Raw genomic sequence first — 16,105 nt, 5'->3', positions numbered from 1 at the left:
GGAGGGCGGGGAGAGAAGGAGGCCGGATCAGGCCGCCGCCGGTACCGCGAACCCTGCCCGCACCACGCGCGCCGGGCGGCTCAGCACGCCGAGGTCCGCCAGCGGGTCGCCGTCCACGACGAGGACGTCACCCGCGAAGCCCCGCGCCAGCCGGCCGGCCGTGGAGTCGAACCCGAGGAGCTTCGCCGCGCCCGTGGTCGCCGTGCGGATCGCGTCCAGGGCGGAGAGCCCGGCCGCGTGCATCAGCTCCACCTCCCGGCCGATCGGGTCGACCGTTCCGCCCGAGGAGTCCGTGCCCGCCGCGAGGGGGACACCCAGCTCGTGCGCGGCCAGGACCGCCCGCTTCAGGACCGGGAGATAGGTGCGGCCCCGCTCGGCCAGGACCGGGTCCGAGGACTCCGCGAGCCCGGCGATCGCGGTGAGCGTCGGCGTGAAGTGCGTACCCCTGCGGCGCATTTCGTGCAGCGTGCGCTCGCCGACGAACGCCCCGTGCTCCAGGGAGCGGATGCCGGCCGTGACCGCGTCGTGGCAGCCCTTCTCGCTGTAGCTGTGGCAGAGCACCCCCTTGCCCCGGCGCCGGGCCGCCGCCACGATCGTGGACAGCTGCTCGTAGTCGTACACCTGGACCAGCGGGTCCTGCTCGGGCAGCCCGGCCCGCTCGTTCACCCGGGTCTTGATCGTGTCGGCCCCGCGCGCGAGGTTGACCTCGACCACCCGGCGCAGCGCCTCCGCCGAGCGCACCCCGTCCCGCAGCCGGGCCAGCGGCGCGAGGTCCGGGTCGGCGAGGATCGTGTCGCCGAGATCCGGGGTGACGAAGACGCCCGCGGCCCGGAGGCGGGGCGCCTGCTCCGGCGCCTGCCGCGCCAACTCCCGTACGGCGATGTCCTGGTAGAAGTTGGTCGAACCGCTGCGCGCGCTCGTCGCGCCCTTGAGGACCGCGTCGCGGGCCTCCGCCGCCGTGTTGAGGTGGATGTGGGCGTCCACCAGGCCGGGCAGGATCCACTGCCCGTGGGCCCGCAGCACCGGTACGCCGGTGGGGACCCGGCCGACCCGTCCCCGGGACCCGGCCGCCCGGACGACGCCCCCGGCGATCACGACGACCGCGTCCTCCGTGACCTCGCCCGTCGCCGGATCGAGCAGCCTGCCGCCCTCGACGACGAGATCGCCGCCCCGGCCCGGCGACCCGTGCCGGGCGCCGGACGACGCGGCGGCGGCCGGGGCCGTTCCTGCCAGCAGGGCCGAGGTTCCGGCGAGTGCCGCGGCACCGGCGAGCACACCCCGCCTGGTCAGCCGGCCGGAAGGGGGCGGGGTGTTCTCGACGCACATGGGAGGGCTCCTTGGATCGCGGAAGCGAGCGGGAGCATTTTGTATACCAGAACTGTCATGATTCCGGGAAGGAGTGATTCCGCTCCCGGTGAGTACGGGAAACGTGCAGGAGAGTCGCTCTGCTCTCCCGGGATCCCTAAGGAGCGGGAGTGGCTGGTATACAAATGGTCAGGCGTCGTCGAACAGGGACCGCAGGGCCACGGCCCGGCTGTCCCGCACGTGCAGCAGCGTGCTCGCCGCGGCCGACTCCTCGTCGCCCGCCGCGATGTACCGGAACATGACCGCGTGCTGGGCCCGCATGTGCTGCGGTTCCTCCCGCATCCCGAACAGCAGCTGGAGCTGTCCGCTCAGCTGCTCCATGGTGCGGGCCAGCATCGGGTTGCCGCTCAGGGCCACGATGTCCTCGTGGAAGGCGGTGTGGGCCGCGACCTCACGCGTGCCCTCGTCGTCCGACGCCGCCTCCTCCGCCCGGTCGAGGGAGGCCCGCAGCGCGGTGACGCCCGGCGGTTCCACCGGGGCCGCCCCCGCCACCCGCCGTGCCGCGAGCCGGGATGCCTGGACCGCGAGCGGCTCCCACACCTCGTACAGGTGCTCCACATCGGCCCGCTCCAGCCGCCGCACCCGGACCCCGCTGTGCGGCAGCAGCTCCAGCAGCCCTTCGCCCACCAGGGCGCGCAGCGCCTCGCGGACCGGGACGCGGGACATCCGCAGCTCCTCGGCGACCTCGCGCTCCACGAGCCGGGCGCCCTGCGGATAGCTGCGGTCGACGATCCGCTGCCGGACCGCGTCCCGCGCCCGGGAGCTGAGCGACGTACGCTCCGGCCGGGCGTCCGCATCGGACGCCGGGCGGCCCGGAGCCGTGGTCCTCCCGCCCGGATCGCCCGGCCCCGCTCCGTTCCGCCCCGCGCTGCTGCCCGCCACGTACGCCATCCTCCGCTCGGCCCGCCTTCCGGCTTCCGGCCGAGGATACGCGGGGCGCTCAGGCCGTACCCGGCGTGCGCCCCTCGGGCAGGAACAGCACCGAGTTCACATACCGCTCCCGGCGCGGCGCGAACGCCCGGTGCAGCAGCCCCCGGTGGACCAGGTGCTCGGTCCGCTTCTGGTGGGCCACCAGGTCGAACCCGGTCAGCGGCACCCAGTCGCGGTCCGGCAGGACCCAGCCCGCGTACCCCTGACCGGTCAGCGTGGTGATCACCGGCTCGATCGGGCCGAGCCGGCTCTCCAGCTCGATCAGCAGCGCCGGGCGGTCCCGGCGCAGCAGCTCCGCCGCGCCGAGCAGCGCGGCCGCCTCCCCGCCGTCCACGTCCATCTTCACGAAGCCGACCCCGGTCAGACCCAGGCCGTCGACGGTGATCGAGGAAACCTCCACGCTGTGGGCGTGGATATCGCGCCGGGCCAGTGAGGACACCCCCCGGTCACCCTGGTCGCCCTCCGGAAACCAGAGCTGTGCCGTGCCCTCCCGGTCGGTCGCCGCGCCCTGGACCACCCGGACGTTCGACGGCAGCGTCCGCCGCAGATGCTCGGCCAGATGCGGCACGGGCTCGACGGTCACCACCCGCTCGCAGCGCGCGGCGAGCCGCCGCGACCAGGGGCCGTACCAGCCCCCGATGTCGAGGGCGACGCCGCTCGGCGGGCAGAAGTCGGCGAGGCGTCGCAGTTCGGGCTCGAAGCGCGGATACAGGGCGACGGCGGCGGAGCCGACCAGTCGTCCGGGCAGTCTGGCCGCGACCGCCGCGGCGAGCGTGGTCACGTGGCCGACGCCTTCAGCGAGGAGAGGAACCGCTCGTGGTCGACGGCGTCGACCTTTCTGCCCGAGGAGGGCAGAAGCTGCGGTATCCCGTCCACGATCGGGTAACTCAGGTGCAGCCGCGGGTTGTAGAGCGCGTCCTCCTCCGGCAGCAGGGACAGCGGCCCCTTGTCGAGCGGGCAGGCCAGGATCGTCAGCAGCGGATCGTCGGTACGCATCAGGGGCTCCTCGGGAGTCGTCGGCACAACAGCGGAAGGTACGTCGGAGGGTCAGGACGCCGCGGCGGGCTGCGGATCGTGCCGCGGCATGGCCAGCAGGACGGACAGGGCGAGCGCTGTGCCACCCACCCGGAGGGCCAGCAGCAGCGGATCCTCGGGCAGGCTCTCGCCGAACGCGAGCGTCCCGAGGACAGCGGTGAACAGGCAGGTCACCGTGGTGCACACCGGCACGATGAGGGACGCCCGGCAGCGCTGCAGCGCCGCCTGCGACATCACGAGACCGGCCCCCGCGGTGAACAGCAGCAGATACGGATACGGGGACCCGAGCAGCGACAGCGCGGCGTCGCCCAGGTCGGTGGTGGTCAGGCGGCTGGACGTGCCCTTGATCGCCAGCGAGCTGACGCCGTAGAGCAGCCCCACCGCCACGCCGTACCCGATGCCGCTCGTCGGGACCCGGTGCCGTTTGGCCGCCAGGCTCTCGACGCGTACGTACAGCCAGACGCCCGCTGCCAGCGCCGGCACACAGACCAGCAGCACCAGCGTCCACGGGGCCCCGCCGCTCACGACGTCCTCGCCCTCGCGGACCGAGGCCACCACCATCAGCAGGGCGAGCAGGACCCCGCCCAGCGCATAGCGTTCGCGCCCCGTCGACTCCTCGCCCAGCACCGCGGACGACAGCAGCAGGAGCAGCACCAGGCCGGAGACGAAGATGCCCTGCGCCGCCGCGATCGGCAGCGCGCGGTAGACGACCAGCTGCGCCCCGAACCCGGCCGCCAGCGCCAGCGCGCCGACGATCCACAGCGGACTGGTCGCCAGCACCCGGATCACCTGGAGCGGGCGGCCCGCCGACAGCGCTGGCAGCGAACCGAGGGCCCGCTTCTCCACCACGAACCCCACGCTGTACAGCGCGTTGGCGACGAGCGCCGCGCCGACACCCCACCACATGCGGCTACCTCCGCCGCGCGTGGGCCAGCAGGATGGAGGACGCCCCGGGCACCGCGCACGCCGCCCGGTCCAGCAGGCGCAGCGGACGCGGTACCCCGTGGAAGGGGGCGCCCTTGATCGTCACGTCGGTGAAACCGGACGCCGTCAGGAACGAGCGCAGCGCACGGGCCGTGTACAGCCGCAGATGCCCCACCACCTCCGAACCCGGACGGCCGTGGATCCCGCGCAGACTGACCTCCGAGAACACCGGCTGCACCCCGGCGAGCAGCAGCGCCCGGTTGTACCAGGCCGCCAGATTCGGGGTGGACAGCATCAGATGGCCACCGGGCCGCAGCACCCGCCGCAGCTCGTCCAACGCCTGGTCCGGGTCGACCAGATGCTCCAGGATCTCGCTGAACAGCACCGCGTCCGCGCACCCGTCGGCCAGCGGCAGCCCGCCGTGCTCCAGCTCGCCGCGCACCACATGCCCCATCCGGGGCCGGGCCCTGCGCAGCGCGTCCTGCGACCAGTCGACCCCGATCATCCGGTGCCCGGCGAGGAACGGGGCCGCCGTGGCCGCCGCCGAACCGTCACCGCACCCGATGTCCAGGATCACCTGCCCCGGCGCGTCCAGCGCGTCGGCCAGCAGCCGGGCCTGCCGCAGAGTGCGCCCGTCGCCCGAGGCGACGGGGACGGCCGGGTTCTCGTAGAAGTCCCGCAGCCCGGGGGAGGGGGACGTGGTGCTGGTCATATGGCCTCCGAGGACGTCGCGGCCAGGTGGCGGGTGAACAGGTCCAGCAGCCTCGCACCGTCGCGCTCGCCCAGCAGGGTGCGCGACCAGCGCAGCGCCAGATGCAGCCGGCCGCCCGTGGACGCCGTGGTGAAGGTCAGACCCCGGGGCATCCGGGCGGGCGCGGAGAACCACACGGCCGTCGCCCGGCCCGCGTCGCCGAAGTCCAACGGGTACGGAATCCGCCCGATGTTGCTCAGCAGCGTCGTCGAGGTCCACGGACCGGCCGCCACCCGCAGCCCCCGGGTGAGGGCGGCACGGGCCGCCACCGGCAGCAGCGGTACGGTCAACAGCCGAGCGCCGTGACCCAGTTGAGGGCGCGGCTGGGCCTTGAGTGCCCGGGTCCGCTCGGCGGTCGTCCGCAGCAGCGCCGCCACGTCCGTCCCCGGCGCCGGCTCGGCCGCGGTGAAGCCGACCTCCACCAGCCGGGTCCCGTTGCCGATCGGCATCTCCGGACCCCGGGTGCGGTCGTCGACCGGCATGGTGATCCGCAGCGGCCGGCGGTCCGCCCCCGGTGCGCCCTGCGCCCGGTTCCAGTCGGCCACCGTCAGGGCGGTGGCCACCATCAGCTGGTCGTTCACCGTGTACGGCGCGCCGGACTCCCGGCGCGGGACCGGGAGTTCGGCCAGCAGCATCGCGTTGCCCGGCACCGGCGAGGGCCCCGGCGAACCCGGCGCCACCTGGGCGGGCCGGGCCAGCGCCGGGGTCCGCGCCTGCCGGGGCAGCGGGGCCGCGTCCGGGCGGGCCGGGGCGGGCGACGGCGGCGGCGCGGGAGAGTCGCTGTAGATCTCCGCGGCCGTCGCCGCCAGCCGCAGGCACGCCGGACCGTCGAGGGCGGTGTGGTGCACGGTGAACAGCAGCACACAGCCCTCCCGGTCCGGTTCCCGGACCACGTCGAGCCGCAGCGGCGGCGAGGCGGTCAGCGACGGGGCGCGGTCCAGCGCCCCGGCCCGCGCCCGCTCCAGGGCGCCGGGCGCGCACGGCGGGAAGGAGACCGGGTCCGTGTCCGGCGCCTCGGTCAGCTCCCACTCGTACCGCCGGGCCAGCGGCCCCCGGGGCCGCTCCCGCATGAGCGCCCGGGGGTGCCGGGCCAGCGAGGCGGCGAACGCGGAGCGCAGCCGTTCCTCGTCGACCCGGCCCGGCAGATGGATCTCGATGTGCACGGTGCTCGGCTCGGCGTCCTGCGCGCAGTGCCGGGCCACCTCGTCGACGACCGGGAACGGCACCCGGACGGGCTCCCCGGGCGGCTGGCCGCCGCCCGGGGCCCGCTGGTGCTGCGTGGTCGCCATCAGGCGTCCTCTCCCTTCGCCGGGTGCCTGCCGTCGGCGGACAGCGTCCGGCCCGAGGGCGGTGCGGGCTGCGCCGGGAGCTGGACCGTCGGACGGTCACCGCCCGCCGGGGCGGGCTCGGCCGCGCCCTGGCCGGTACGGACCGCACGCCTGCCGAGCGGTTCCCGGCCCACCGTGACCAGCGCGGCGAACAACCCGATCAGGGCGAGGAGTTGAGCCGTGGCACCGAAAGCGCCCTCGCCCGTCGCCGTACTCTCCCCGGTGCCCACCGCGGCGACAACCCCCGCGGCGGCCATCGACGCGAACGCGACCGTAACGAGCAGCCTCGGCCGGAAGTGCGCCAGGACGGCGAGCAGCGGAACGGCCACGGCGACCGGACCCGCGATCACCACCCCCACCAGGGTGAGGGCGACCGTGCCCAGGATCAGACCCGGACCCGGCGGCGCCGGCAGCTCCTCGGTCTCTTCCCGGCCGGAGCCCTTCCGGCCCACGAGGGCCAGCACCACGAGCGCCAGGAACAGCACGCCCGCACCGATCAGACCCCAGCGGTAGATCGAGGCCGGTTCGTACTCCAGGGTGACCGTGCCGCCCTCGCCCTCGGGTACCAGCCAGGCCTGCTGCCACCCGTCGATCCGCAGCGGCGTCAGTTCCTTGCCGTCCAGGGTGGCCTTCCACCCCTTGTTGTGGTTCTCGTGGATCTGGAGGTAGGACGCCTCACCGGCCCCGACCTCGACGGTCCGCCGGTCGCCCTCGCCCTGCTTGACGTCCACCGAGCGCGGCGTCGCCGCTGTGGCCTCGGTGGTGCCGTTGCTCAGCGAGACGTCCGTGATGGCCAGCGGCCCCTCGTCCCCCGCCTGCACGGTGGTGGACGAGGCGGCCAGCTCGACCTTGCTGTCGTCGGTGCACAGCGAGACCTCGATGGGCCTGCGCTGGGTCAGATCCCGCACCCGCCCCTCGGCCTTGGTCTCCAGGTACGTACCGCCGACGGAGAGGACCGGGCCCTTGCCGCAGGGCAGGCTGAACTTCTGGTCCGGCTTCGGCTGCGGCGAACGGAACTCCTCCAGCGCCGGGATGTAGACCTCGCTCAGCCCGACCGGCAGCTGCAACTGGCCGTCGGCCACCGGGTTGTGCACGGTCAGCGGCGCCGTCTTGGAGATGGTGATGTCCATCCGGTCGGTGTTGACGGGCGAGAAGCGGGCCATGCCGTTCTCGTCCACCGAGGCCACCGCCGTACCGTCCGGCGAACTGATCTGGACCTGCTCGGCGCGGGCCGACAGACCCCCGGCCGCGGCGAACACGATCTCGCCGACCGGGCGCTTCTCCGGCCAGTTCAGCCGCAGTACGGGACGCTCGCCCGCGATCCACGCCGTGGTGAGGTCACCGTCGGTCAGGTTGCGGGGGCTGAGGTTGGTGCCCAGGCGCGCCGTGGAGTCGGCGGTCACCTCGATCTTGTCCCGCTCGCCCGTCAGCTCGAACAGCAGCTTGTCGAGCGCCTCGCCGGGCACCGGCAGCGCGGTCGCCGAGACGGTGTAGTCGCCCGCCTCGGGTGCGGTGAACTGCCGGCCGAGACCGACCTCGGCGGCCACGGACGACAGACCGCCCGGGTCGCTGCCCCGCTTCAGCGAGAACATCGTCGCGTCGGCGCCCTCGCGCGGCGCGTCGTTCGGCAGTTCCAGCATCCGGGTCACCTGCACGCCGGGGATGGCGATGTCGGTGAACCCGGCGCCGGTCAGCCCCGGGCGCCCCTGCTGGGACTCCAGGATCGTCACCTTCAGCCAGGCGGCCTGCCCGGCGGGCGCGGCCACCTGCTGCGCCGAACCGTCGGTCCGCAGCGGGCTGTCCTTGGAGCCCTTGTCGGTCTCCACCCGGATCACGGTGGCGGCGGCCCGCACATTGCCGCTGGGCAGCGGCGTCACCTGGATCGAGCCGGGGACGTCCGTCGGCGTGGAGAAGTCGACCCGCACCCACTCGTCCTTCGGCGCGCCGGGGGAGCCCTCCGCCCAGCCGGTCGCCGGGTTGCCGTCGAACGCGTTGACCGGGTCGTACTGCGGCAGATGGAACAGCCAGTTGCCCACCGAGGACGCGCTGACCGACTTCGCCCCGCGGATCACGGCCGTCGTCTGGTGCTTCGACCCGGACGTCGGCAGGATCTGCCGCGGCTCACGCCCCGGGTCCTGCGCGGACTCCTCGGCGTTGCGCTCGTCGGCGGTGTACGTGTACGAGGTGTTGGAGTTGACCAGGCCGAACCGGGTGTCGGCGCGCCGCAGTCCGTCGCCCGCCGCGTACAGCGACGGCCGTCCCAGGCCCGGGTGCGCGTCACCGGCGAGCACGGTCGGCCGGCCCGCGATGGCGCCGTTCGCCGACAGCGGCAGCAGCGACTCCGGGCCACCGCTCACCACGGCCGTCGAGGCGACCGGGGTGGCCTCCGCCCGCCCGGGGCGCTCGGTCCCCTTCGGCGGTTCGTAGATCTCCACCGCCCGCTGGCGCGGGTACAGGCCCTCGACCTGTACGGGGGTGTCCGCCGCGATCCGGCCGGCGGTCATCACCGGCCCGTACCCCTTGACGCGGCTGTAGCCGGACGCCTCCAGGGTGCGCTTCACCGTGGTGGACGGGACATAGCCCAGCTGGTCCGGGTCCAGGTCGTTGCGGACCACCACATAGTGCAGCCCGGCCCGGTTCAGGTACTCGCTGAGTCCGGGGACCTCGCCGCCGGAGGTAAGGGCCTGCTCGACGGCGTCCATCGCGCGCCGGTTGCCGGGCGTGCCGAAGGGGACGTAATCACGCTGTGCGTAAGGCGATTCGGCCAGCACGTCCAGCGGCTGGTCGATCGGGGAGCCCCAGGTGTAGATGCCGTGCGCGGTCGCCGGGACGACCAGGGCGCGGTCGTCCGGAGAATTGTTCTTGAGCCAACTCCCGGTGCTCTCCCAGTAGTCGGGGACCTTCTGGAACGAACCCGATTGAAGGATCGACCCGTTGAGGTACGGCCAGGCCAGTCCGGGCAGCACGACCGCGGCGGCGACGACCGGCGCGAGCCGGCGCATCCGGGCCGGGTTGCCGCCCCGTCGGGAAGCGGCCACCGCGGCGACGCCGGTGACGTGCGCCAGCCCCAGGGCCAGCGCCAGCGCCAGACCCGTCTGGAACTTGTAGATGTTCCGGAACGGCACCAGCCAGGTGTCCAGCCAGTCCTGCACGGTGCCGTGGAACAGACCGCCCAGCGCCCCGCCGTACCCGGCGAGGGTGACGAGCGCGACGGACAGCACGGTCAGCACCAGCCAGCGGCGCTCGGGCAGATCACGCCGCGCCAGACCCGCCAGACCCAGGGCGGCGGCCAGCGCCGAACCCAGGATCGTGACGGTGGCGGTCGCGACGGTCCACCCGGCCGGCAGCCAGGCCTCGCCGAAGTTCAGATAGCCCACCCAGTTGCCGGCGCCACGCAGCACCTCGGTCGCCGACATGGTGGTCGTGGTGGTGTACGAGGACTCCACGTACGGCATGAAGTTCTCGCCGAAGGTCCCCAGCAGCAGCAGCGGAACGATCCACCAGGCGGTCGCCATGATCACGCCCGGTATCCACCACAGCAGCAGCCCGCGCTTGCGCGGACCGCCAGGACGGGACAGCAGATACAGCCCGACCGGCAGCAGCGAGGCCAGCGTGGACGCCGCGTTGACCCCGCCCATCAGCGGGATCAGCAGCGCGGACCGGACCGCCGCGATACGCGGGGTGAGGCGCGGGTTCGTCAGCGGCAGCAGCACCCACGGCAGCAGGGCGCCCGGCAGCGCGGCGGCGGACGTCGAGCCCACCACGATGGTGTAGGTCGGCCACAGCGCGTAGACGACCGCACCGAGCAGCCGGGTGGCCGGTGAGCCCACCCGCAGCCGCTCCGCCAGCCGCAGCGCACCCCAGAAGGCGGTCGCCACGATGATCGAGAGCCACAGCCGCTCCGCGAGCCAGGTGGGCACCCGCAGCAGCTCGGCGGTGCCGTAGTACGGCAGCATCGGCACGAGATAGCCGATGTACTGGTCGGCGATCCCGCCGAACCCGGAACGGCTGTGCCAGAGCTCGCCCAGGTCGCCGAGGAACCGGCCGGGAGCCGTGACGACACCCAGCTTGGTGTCGAAGGTCATCCGACCCGGCGACACCGCCAGGAACGCCGCGAACACGGCGGCCCAGAACCCCAGGAGCCAGCGCCGGGAGCGCGCCTGCGGCGGGCCGTCGGCGGGGACGGTGGGCTCGGGACCCGGGCCGTCCGGGGCCGCGGGCCGGGGTGGGTGGACAGCGCTGGTCATGAACACCGCCGGAGAATGAGGAGGAGGTTCCAGGTGGCGAATTCCCGCAGGACGGGGATGCGCGGCACGAGCTGGGGAAGGACGGGCCAGTAACGCGAGCGTGCGGACACGACGGTCACGTCACTACGGCTCCGGACATGGCGCAGCGTCTCGCCGACGCCGATCCGGAAGAGGTTGTCACCGAGGCGGTGCTTGGCCGGGCGGCCGGTGCGGCGCTCGTAGCGGCTCCGGGCGCGCTCGGCGCCCAGATAGTGCCACGGCGCCCACTCGTGGCCGCCCCAGGGCGAGTGCCAGTTGGTGAAGGAGACGTAGATCAGACCGCCCGGGCGGGTCACCCGGGCCATCTCGCTGAGAAAGGTGTGCGGATCGGCGACGTGCTCCAGCACGTTGGAGGAGAAGCAGACGTCCGCCGCACCGTCGGCCAGCGGCAGCAGATAACCGTCGGCGACGACGGTGTCCGCGCGCTCGCCGGGGCTGAGCTCGGCCGTGTCCGGTTCGAAGAGGTAGCCGTGCGCACCGCGCCGGCGGAACTCCCGGGTGAAGTAGCCGTCGCCGCCGCCGATGTCGACGACGACCTTGCCCCGGACCGGACCGTGCCGCTCCACCTGGTCCGCGGCGTCGCGGGCCAGCAGGGTGTACGCCGTCGCCGGGTCGCCCTGTTCCCGCATGAAGGCGCGGAACAGGGCGACCGAGCGCCGGAAGGAAGGGTCTTTCACGCGCTCGCACCGATCGCCGGGGCGCTCACGCCGCTGGTCGCCTCGGCGGCGACCGCCATGAACTGCCGGACACTGCTGGTCCACCGGAACGCGGCGGCCCGCTCCCGGGCCGCCTTGCCCATCGCCTCGCGCCGCTCGTCGTCCAGGGCGAGCGCACACCAGGCCGCGGCGAAGGAGGACGCGCCCTGGGCCAGGATGCCCGTGACGCCGTCGTCGACGGAGTCGCGCAGCCCCGGCACGTCGAAGCCCAGGGTCGGGGTGGAGCGTGCGCCGGCCTCCGTGACGACCAGCCCCCACCCCTCCACGGCCGCCGGATGCAGCAGCATCCACGACGCGCAGAGCAGCCGGTGCTTCTCCGCCTCGGTGACATGGCCGGCGAACTCCACACCGGGTCCGGCGAGCCGCTCCAGACGGGCCCGCTCGGGGCCGTCGCCGACGATGACGAGCCGGCCACCGGTGACCGGCCTGACCCGCTCCCACAGCTGGAGCAGCAGATCGATGCGCTTGTAGTCGACGAGCCGGCCGAGCGCCGTGAACAGCGGGGTCTCGGACCGGTCGCCCTGCGGGCTCGGCTCCTCGACGCCGTTGTGCACCAACCTGATCCGGTGGTCGGGCACGCCCAGTTCACGCAGCGCACCCGCCGTGGACGGGGACACCGCGATCATCAGATGGTCGCGGTAGGCCCGGGACAGGGCCCAGTGCTCCAGCCGCCGTCCGGCCCGCGCCACCGGCATCGGGAACCGCATGTCCCACAGGTCGGTGTGCACATGGTTGACGAGGCACACGGTGGGCCCGCGGTGCCACAGGGGCGCGAGGTACGGCATGCCGTTGCAGACCTCGACCAGCAGGTCGCAGTCGCCGACCTGCCGGGCGAAGGCGGACCGCGCACCGAGGTAGTGACCCAGGTTGCCGCCCGCCGAGACGACTCGGTAGGGCCTGCGGGCGGCCTGGCCGCCGCACAGGAGGGTGACGTCGTGGCCCTGCTCGGTGAGGCCCGAGGCGAGCCGGTCGATCAGCAGCTCGGAGCCGCCGGCGGCCGGGTTGCCCAGGTCGCGGTGGGCGAGGAAGACGATGCGTCGCGGGGCCGCGGGGACCCTGGAGGACGCCGGGCCCTGACCCTGGCGCGTGACTGCATCGAGCAGTGGGGGAGGTACGTGCTGGGGCATTGGGCGCTCCAACTCGGCTCGGGTTGCGGGAACTCGCGGATGAGCGGAAAGAGGGGGGAGAGGGTTGTCCGCGACGGGCGAGAGGACGGAAGGGGACGAGAGGGTAGGGGAGGGGACGGGAAGGCAGGGGCGTACGGGGCGGGGCAGGGATCGCACATGATGTGACGGAAAAGGAAAGACCGGGGGGCCGTGCTCTGGTGGGGATAGACAGTTTTCGGCACGGGTTACCGCCCGGCTACTCACCGGCGCAACAACTTGGGGGTAACTCAGGTGTGCGTACTCGTCATCATGTGAGTGTTCGAGGCTTCCGGAGCCTCCCGGCGCCCCCGGACGACGAGGACGACCCCCACCACGGTGAGTACGAGGCCGATCCCGGCCGCTCCCATCGGTGCGGTCTCACCGAGCATCGCCAGCCGGTCGCTGTCCGCCGACGCCAGCTCGACCTGCTTCTTCTGGGTCGCCTCGGTGAACTCCACCCGCTTGCTCTCCAGCAGCACCACGGCGTCCTTCTTCGAGCCGGGCGCGCGCAGGGTCTTCTTCGGGCCGATCGCCGCGTTGATGATGCGGCCGGTGCGCTTGTCCACGACCAGCTCGATGCCGCTGTTGGAATACCACTCCTCGGCCAGCACCTGGGGCGTCTTCTTCCGGTCCACGAGGACCCCGGGCACCTGGCGCACCCCGGTCCTCGTCGGCTCGACCTCGCCCTTGAACAGGTAGCCGGCGTAGCCCTGGATCTCCTTCTCGCCCTCGAAGGAGAGCCGCACCACACCGCCGAGCGTGCTGTCCCACCAGCGGTAGGCGCGCTTCTCGACGTCGAAGGGGAACTTGAGGTAGGCCTCCCCGTCGAACGTCGGGGACTCCTCGCAGCAGTGCACCGGCTCGTTGGTGGTGCGGTCGGTCACCCAGCGCTCCAGCGTCCACTGGAGGGCGTCACGGGGATCGGAGGCGGGCAGCGTCTTGTCGTGGTCGACGGATGTGGACACGTCCCAGACGGCGTTGCCGCTCTTCTCGCTGTCGGCCACGTCCCCGCGCACCTGCCGGGTGATCGTGATCGTCTCGTCGTCGACCGTCTCCACCTTGCCGGTGTCGAAATAGCTGCCGGTACCGGTGAACACGGTCGTCGTGTCGGTGTCTATGGGGGTGCGCTTGGCATGCGGCTGGACATACCAGACGAGCAGTGGTGCGAGGACGAGCAGAAAGACCCCCGCCCCCAGCAGAACGAGCGAGAGGGGTGAAGCATTGCGGCGCATCCGGGCACTCCTGGGTCGAAATCTCTTCGCGGAGGTGCACGGGCCCCGGGCCGGTCAGCCCTTGATTGGCGTGAACAGTAAGCAAGGCCTTGACGAGATGTCAATGACCTGTCGACACTGTGTGCGAGCCGGAGGGGCCCGGCTCGACGGGGTGGGGATCGCCTCCAGCAAGGAGCTGACCCGACTATGCGCAGACTCATCGCCGCTCTTTCCACCGCCGTGGTGGCCGCGGCGCTCGCCGTAGGTGCGGCGTTCGGTGTCGTGGCACTGCTCGACGCCACCCCCGACCAGCCCAATACGCCGCTGATCAGCTACGACACCGCACCGGCGGCTCCATGACCCGCACAGCCTGGCAGGAGGTGCCCCGGTCCCAGCTGGACCGGTTCGCCGCCATCGCCCTGTCCGAGGCCCCGGAGCTCGCCCAGACGATCCTGCACGCGATCCGCCGGGACTACCCCTACCTCCACCTCGTCGAGGACGAGTCCGGGGAGCCGCTGGCCCTGGTCGGCATCCGCCGTGCCATCGAGGGGTTCGTCGACAACCTCACCTCCGGCGCGCACCCCCGGGTGCCGCCGGAGATGTTCCAGGAGTTCGGACGGGGTGAGGGCCTGGAGGGCCGCAGCCTCGACTCGCTCCAGGCCATCTACCGCTTCGGCGTCCGGCTCACCTGGCGCAGGCTCGCCGAGATCGGCCAGCAGGTCGACATCCCGGCGCCCGCCATGTACGAGCTGGCCGAATCGGGATTCGAGTATCTGGACGGGCTCGTGGAACAGTCGGTACGGGGCTACGCCGAGGCGGCGGCCCGGCGCGCCAGCGAACGCCTCCGCCTCCAGCGCCAGCTGATCGAGATGCTGCTCATGGAGCACCGCGTCGAATCGACCCGGACCCTGGCCGAGCGGGCCGCCCGCATCGGCTGGGAGCTTCCCGAGACGATCGCGGTGGGCGTGCTCATCCGTCCCGCCCGGGAGGCGGTGGCCCCGGCCGTCGGCCAGGGCATCCTGCTGGAGATGGAGAGCGAGCAGCCGCGCATCGTCATCCCGGACCCGGACACGGCGGGCCGCGCGGAGACCCTGCGGCGGGCCACGGCGGGCTGGTCCGGGGCGATCGGACCGGCGGTCCCGCTGGCCGCCGCCGCGACCTCGCTGCGCTGGGCGGAGACCGCGGTCCAGCTGATCAAGAAGGACCTGCTCCCGCAGGGCGAGGTGCTGCACTGCACCGAGCGCGTGGAGCAACTGGTCCTGCTGCCGGCCCAGGAGCTGATCGACGCCTCGGCCCGCCGCTGCCTCGCCCCGCTGGACGGCCTGAGCCCGACCCAGTCGCGGCGGCTGGCCGAGACGCTGCTCGCCTGGATCGAGACCCCCGGCGGCGCCCCCGAGGTGGCCGCCCGCCTCGGTGTCCACCCCCAGACGGCCCGCTACCGGCTGCGGCAGATCCGTGAGCTGTGGGGCGACGCCATCGACGAACCGGACCAGCGTTTCGAGATGCTGCTCGTGCTCCGCGCCCAGCGGCTGCGGGGCGACCTGGCCCCGGCCCAGGGCTGAGGCCGAAAGCCGGCGCGGCCCGCACGTCCTCGGACGTGCGGGCCGCGCCGGCTTTCGGCCGTCTAGACCGGGGTGACGTACGCCCCGGCGATCCCGCCGTCGACCAGGAAGTCCGTGGCGTTCACGAACGAGGAGTCATCGCTCGCGAGAAACGCCACGGCGGCGGCGATCTCCGTCGGCTCGGCGAACCGCCCGACCGGGATGTGGATCAGCCGCCGGGCGGCCCGCTCCGGGTCCTTGGCGAACAGCTCCTGGAGCAGCGGGGTGTTGACCGGCCCCGGGCAGAGCGCGTTGACGCGGATGCCGTCGCGCGCGAACTGCACCCCCAGCTCGCGCGACATCGCCAGCACCCCGCCCTTGGACGCGGTGTACGAGATCTGTGAGGTGGCCGCGCCCATCCGGGCCACGAACGAGGCCGTGTTGATGATGGAGCCCTTGCCCTGCGCCCGCATGTAGGGGATGGCCGCCTTGCAGCAGAGATAGACCGAGGTGAGGTTGACCTCCTGCACCCGCTTCCACGCCTCCAGGCCGGTGTCCAGGATGGAGTCGTCGTCGGGCGGCGAGATCCCCGCGTTGTTGAACGCGATGTCGACCGACCCGTAGGTGTCGTGGGCGGCCTTGAAGAGGGCGTCCACCTCCTCGGCGTCGGTGACGTCGGTACGGACGAAGAGCCCGGCGGCCTCCTCGGCGGCGGCCTTGCCGCGCTCCTCGTCCACATCGGCGCAGACGACATGGGCGCCCTCGGCGGCCAGCCGCCGCACGGTGGCCAGACCGATGCCACTGCCGGCTCCGGTGACGACGGCGGTGCGGCCGACCAGGCGGCGGCAGACGGAAGAAGTGTCGGTCATGGTG

The 16,105-nt window shown here is 73.2% G+C and carries 14 protein-coding genes; 2 read left to right on the top strand and 12 right to left on the bottom strand.

Annotation, left to right across the window (positions count from 1 at the left end; translation table 11 throughout):
- Nucleotides 1-27: 27 nt before the first annotated feature.
- The 11 genes from WQO_RS02765 to pgfA form a co-directional block, all read right to left on the bottom strand.
- Nucleotides 28-1,326 carry an amidohydrolase family protein gene (locus WQO_RS02765; RefSeq protein ID WP_010062678.1) on the bottom strand — a complete coding sequence of 433 codons (1,299 nt, stop codon included), beginning with the start codon at nt 1,324-1,326 and terminating at the stop codon, nt 28-30.
- A gap of 168 nt (nt 1,327-1,494) precedes the next feature.
- Nucleotides 1,495-2,256: a GntR family transcriptional regulator gene (locus WQO_RS02760; protein WP_010062679.1), complete on the bottom strand. Its 762-nt coding sequence runs from the start codon at nt 2,254-2,256 to the stop codon at nt 1,495-1,497.
- 49 nt (nt 2,257-2,305) lie between these two features.
- Nucleotides 2,306-3,076, bottom strand: coding sequence for an FkbM family methyltransferase (locus WQO_RS02755; RefSeq protein WP_010062680.1), 771 nt, complete (start codon nt 3,074-3,076; stop codon nt 2,306-2,308).
- Nucleotides 3,073-3,291 (bottom strand): Trm112 family protein, encoded by a 219-nt coding sequence (locus tag WQO_RS02750; protein WP_010062681.1) that lies wholly within the window; start codon nt 3,289-3,291, stop codon nt 3,073-3,075. The genes WQO_RS02755 and WQO_RS02750 overlap by 4 nt, the downstream gene beginning before the upstream one ends.
- Before the next feature lie 51 nt (nt 3,292-3,342).
- A complete protein-coding gene (locus WQO_RS02745; protein ID WP_010062682.1) occupies nt 3,343-4,236 on the bottom strand; it encodes a hypothetical protein in 894 nt (297 codons plus the stop codon).
- 4 nt (nt 4,237-4,240) lie between these two features.
- The gene (locus WQO_RS02740) at nt 4,241-4,966 is read right to left on the bottom strand and encodes a class I SAM-dependent methyltransferase (protein WP_010062683.1); all 726 of its coding nucleotides are present in this window, start codon (nt 4,964-4,966) and stop codon (nt 4,241-4,243) included.
- Complete coding sequence (locus WQO_RS02735) at nt 4,963-6,294, bottom strand: condensation protein (protein WP_058953853.1); 1,332 nt, start codon at nt 6,292-6,294, stop codon at nt 4,963-4,965. The genes WQO_RS02740 and WQO_RS02735 overlap by 4 nt, the downstream gene beginning before the upstream one ends.
- Nucleotides 6,294-10,580: an alpha-(1->3)-arabinofuranosyltransferase domain-containing protein gene (locus WQO_RS02730; RefSeq protein ID WP_193407157.1), complete on the bottom strand. Its 4,287-nt coding sequence runs from the start codon at nt 10,578-10,580 to the stop codon at nt 6,294-6,296. Before WQO_RS02730 ends, WQO_RS02735 begins: the two co-directional genes overlap by 1 nt.
- Nucleotides 10,577-11,296, bottom strand: coding sequence for a class I SAM-dependent methyltransferase (locus WQO_RS02725; RefSeq protein WP_010062688.1), 720 nt, complete (start codon nt 11,294-11,296; stop codon nt 10,577-10,579). The genes WQO_RS02730 and WQO_RS02725 overlap by 4 nt, the downstream gene beginning before the upstream one ends.
- Nucleotides 11,293-12,462 carry a glycosyltransferase family 4 protein gene (locus WQO_RS02720; protein WP_010062689.1) on the bottom strand — a complete coding sequence of 390 codons (1,170 nt, stop codon included), beginning with the start codon at nt 12,460-12,462 and terminating at the stop codon, nt 11,293-11,295. The genes WQO_RS02725 and WQO_RS02720 overlap by 4 nt, the downstream gene beginning before the upstream one ends.
- Before the next feature lie 266 nt (nt 12,463-12,728).
- Nucleotides 12,729-13,712: a cell envelope lipid trafficking protein PgfA gene (gene pgfA, locus WQO_RS02715; RefSeq protein WP_010062690.1), complete on the bottom strand. Its 984-nt coding sequence runs from the start codon at nt 13,710-13,712 to the stop codon at nt 12,729-12,731.
- 186 nt (nt 13,713-13,898) lie between these two features.
- Between pgfA and WQO_RS36315 the strand changes: the two genes are divergently transcribed.
- Nucleotides 13,899-14,051: a hypothetical protein gene (locus WQO_RS36315; RefSeq protein WP_164873474.1), complete on the top strand. Its 153-nt coding sequence runs from the start codon at nt 13,899-13,901 to the stop codon at nt 14,049-14,051.
- On the top strand, nt 14,048-15,253 hold the full coding sequence (locus WQO_RS02710) for a PucR-like N-terminal domain-containing protein (protein WP_010062691.1): 1,206 nt from the start codon (nt 14,048-14,050) through the stop codon (nt 15,251-15,253). Before WQO_RS36315 ends, WQO_RS02710 begins: the two co-directional genes overlap by 4 nt.
- Nucleotides 15,254-15,315: 62 nt before the next feature.
- On the opposite strand, the gene WQO_RS02705 is transcribed toward WQO_RS02710, so the two are convergent.
- Nucleotides 15,316-16,101, bottom strand: coding sequence for a 3-oxoacyl-ACP reductase (locus WQO_RS02705; protein WP_030714253.1), 786 nt, complete (start codon nt 16,099-16,101; stop codon nt 15,316-15,318).
- Nucleotides 16,102-16,105: the final 4 nt, after the last annotated feature.

Source organism: Streptomyces globisporus C-1027, from assembly GCF_000261345.2.
Classification (GTDB): Bacteria; Actinomycetota; Actinomycetes; order Streptomycetales; family Streptomycetaceae; genus Streptomyces; species Streptomyces pakalii.
The sequence above is the reverse complement of the archived record's forward strand: the minus strand, read 5'-3'. Positions and strand labels throughout refer to the sequence as shown.

Bases quoted from the DNA above. Each gene is read 5' to 3' on its own strand.
- WQO_RS02730 (WP_193407157.1), bottom strand. From the start codon at position 10,580: ATGACCAGCGCTGTCCACCCACCCCGGCCCGCGGCCCCGGACGGCCCG.
- pgfA (WP_010062690.1), bottom strand. From the start codon at position 13,712: ATGCGCCGCAATGCTTCACCCCTCTCGCTCGTTCTGCTGGGGGCGGGG.
- WQO_RS02740 (WP_010062683.1), bottom strand. From the start codon at position 4,966: ATGACCAGCACCACGTCCCCCTCCCCCGGGCTGCGGGACTTCTACGAG.
- WQO_RS36315 (WP_164873474.1), top strand. From the start codon at position 13,899: ATGCGCAGACTCATCGCCGCTCTTTCCACCGCCGTGGTGGCCGCGGCG.
- WQO_RS02720 (WP_010062689.1), bottom strand. From the start codon at position 12,462: ATGCCCCAGCACGTACCTCCCCCACTGCTCGATGCAGTCACGCGCCAG.
- WQO_RS02735 (WP_058953853.1), bottom strand. From the start codon at position 6,294: ATGGCGACCACGCAGCACCAGCGGGCCCCGGGCGGCGGCCAGCCGCCC.
- WQO_RS02765 (WP_010062678.1), bottom strand. From the start codon at position 1,326: ATGTGCGTCGAGAACACCCCGCCCCCTTCCGGCCGGCTGACCAGGCGG.
- WQO_RS02710 (WP_010062691.1), top strand. From the start codon at position 14,048: ATGACCCGCACAGCCTGGCAGGAGGTGCCCCGGTCCCAGCTGGACCGG.
- WQO_RS02750 (WP_010062681.1), bottom strand. From the start codon at position 3,291: ATGCGTACCGACGATCCGCTGCTGACGATCCTGGCCTGCCCGCTCGAC.
- WQO_RS02745 (WP_010062682.1), bottom strand. From the start codon at position 4,236: ATGTGGTGGGGTGTCGGCGCGGCGCTCGTCGCCAACGCGCTGTACAGC.
- WQO_RS02760 (WP_010062679.1), bottom strand. From the start codon at position 2,256: ATGGCGTACGTGGCGGGCAGCAGCGCGGGGCGGAACGGAGCGGGGCCG.
- WQO_RS02705 (WP_030714253.1), bottom strand. From the start codon at position 16,101: ATGACCGACACTTCTTCCGTCTGCCGCCGCCTGGTCGGCCGCACCGCC.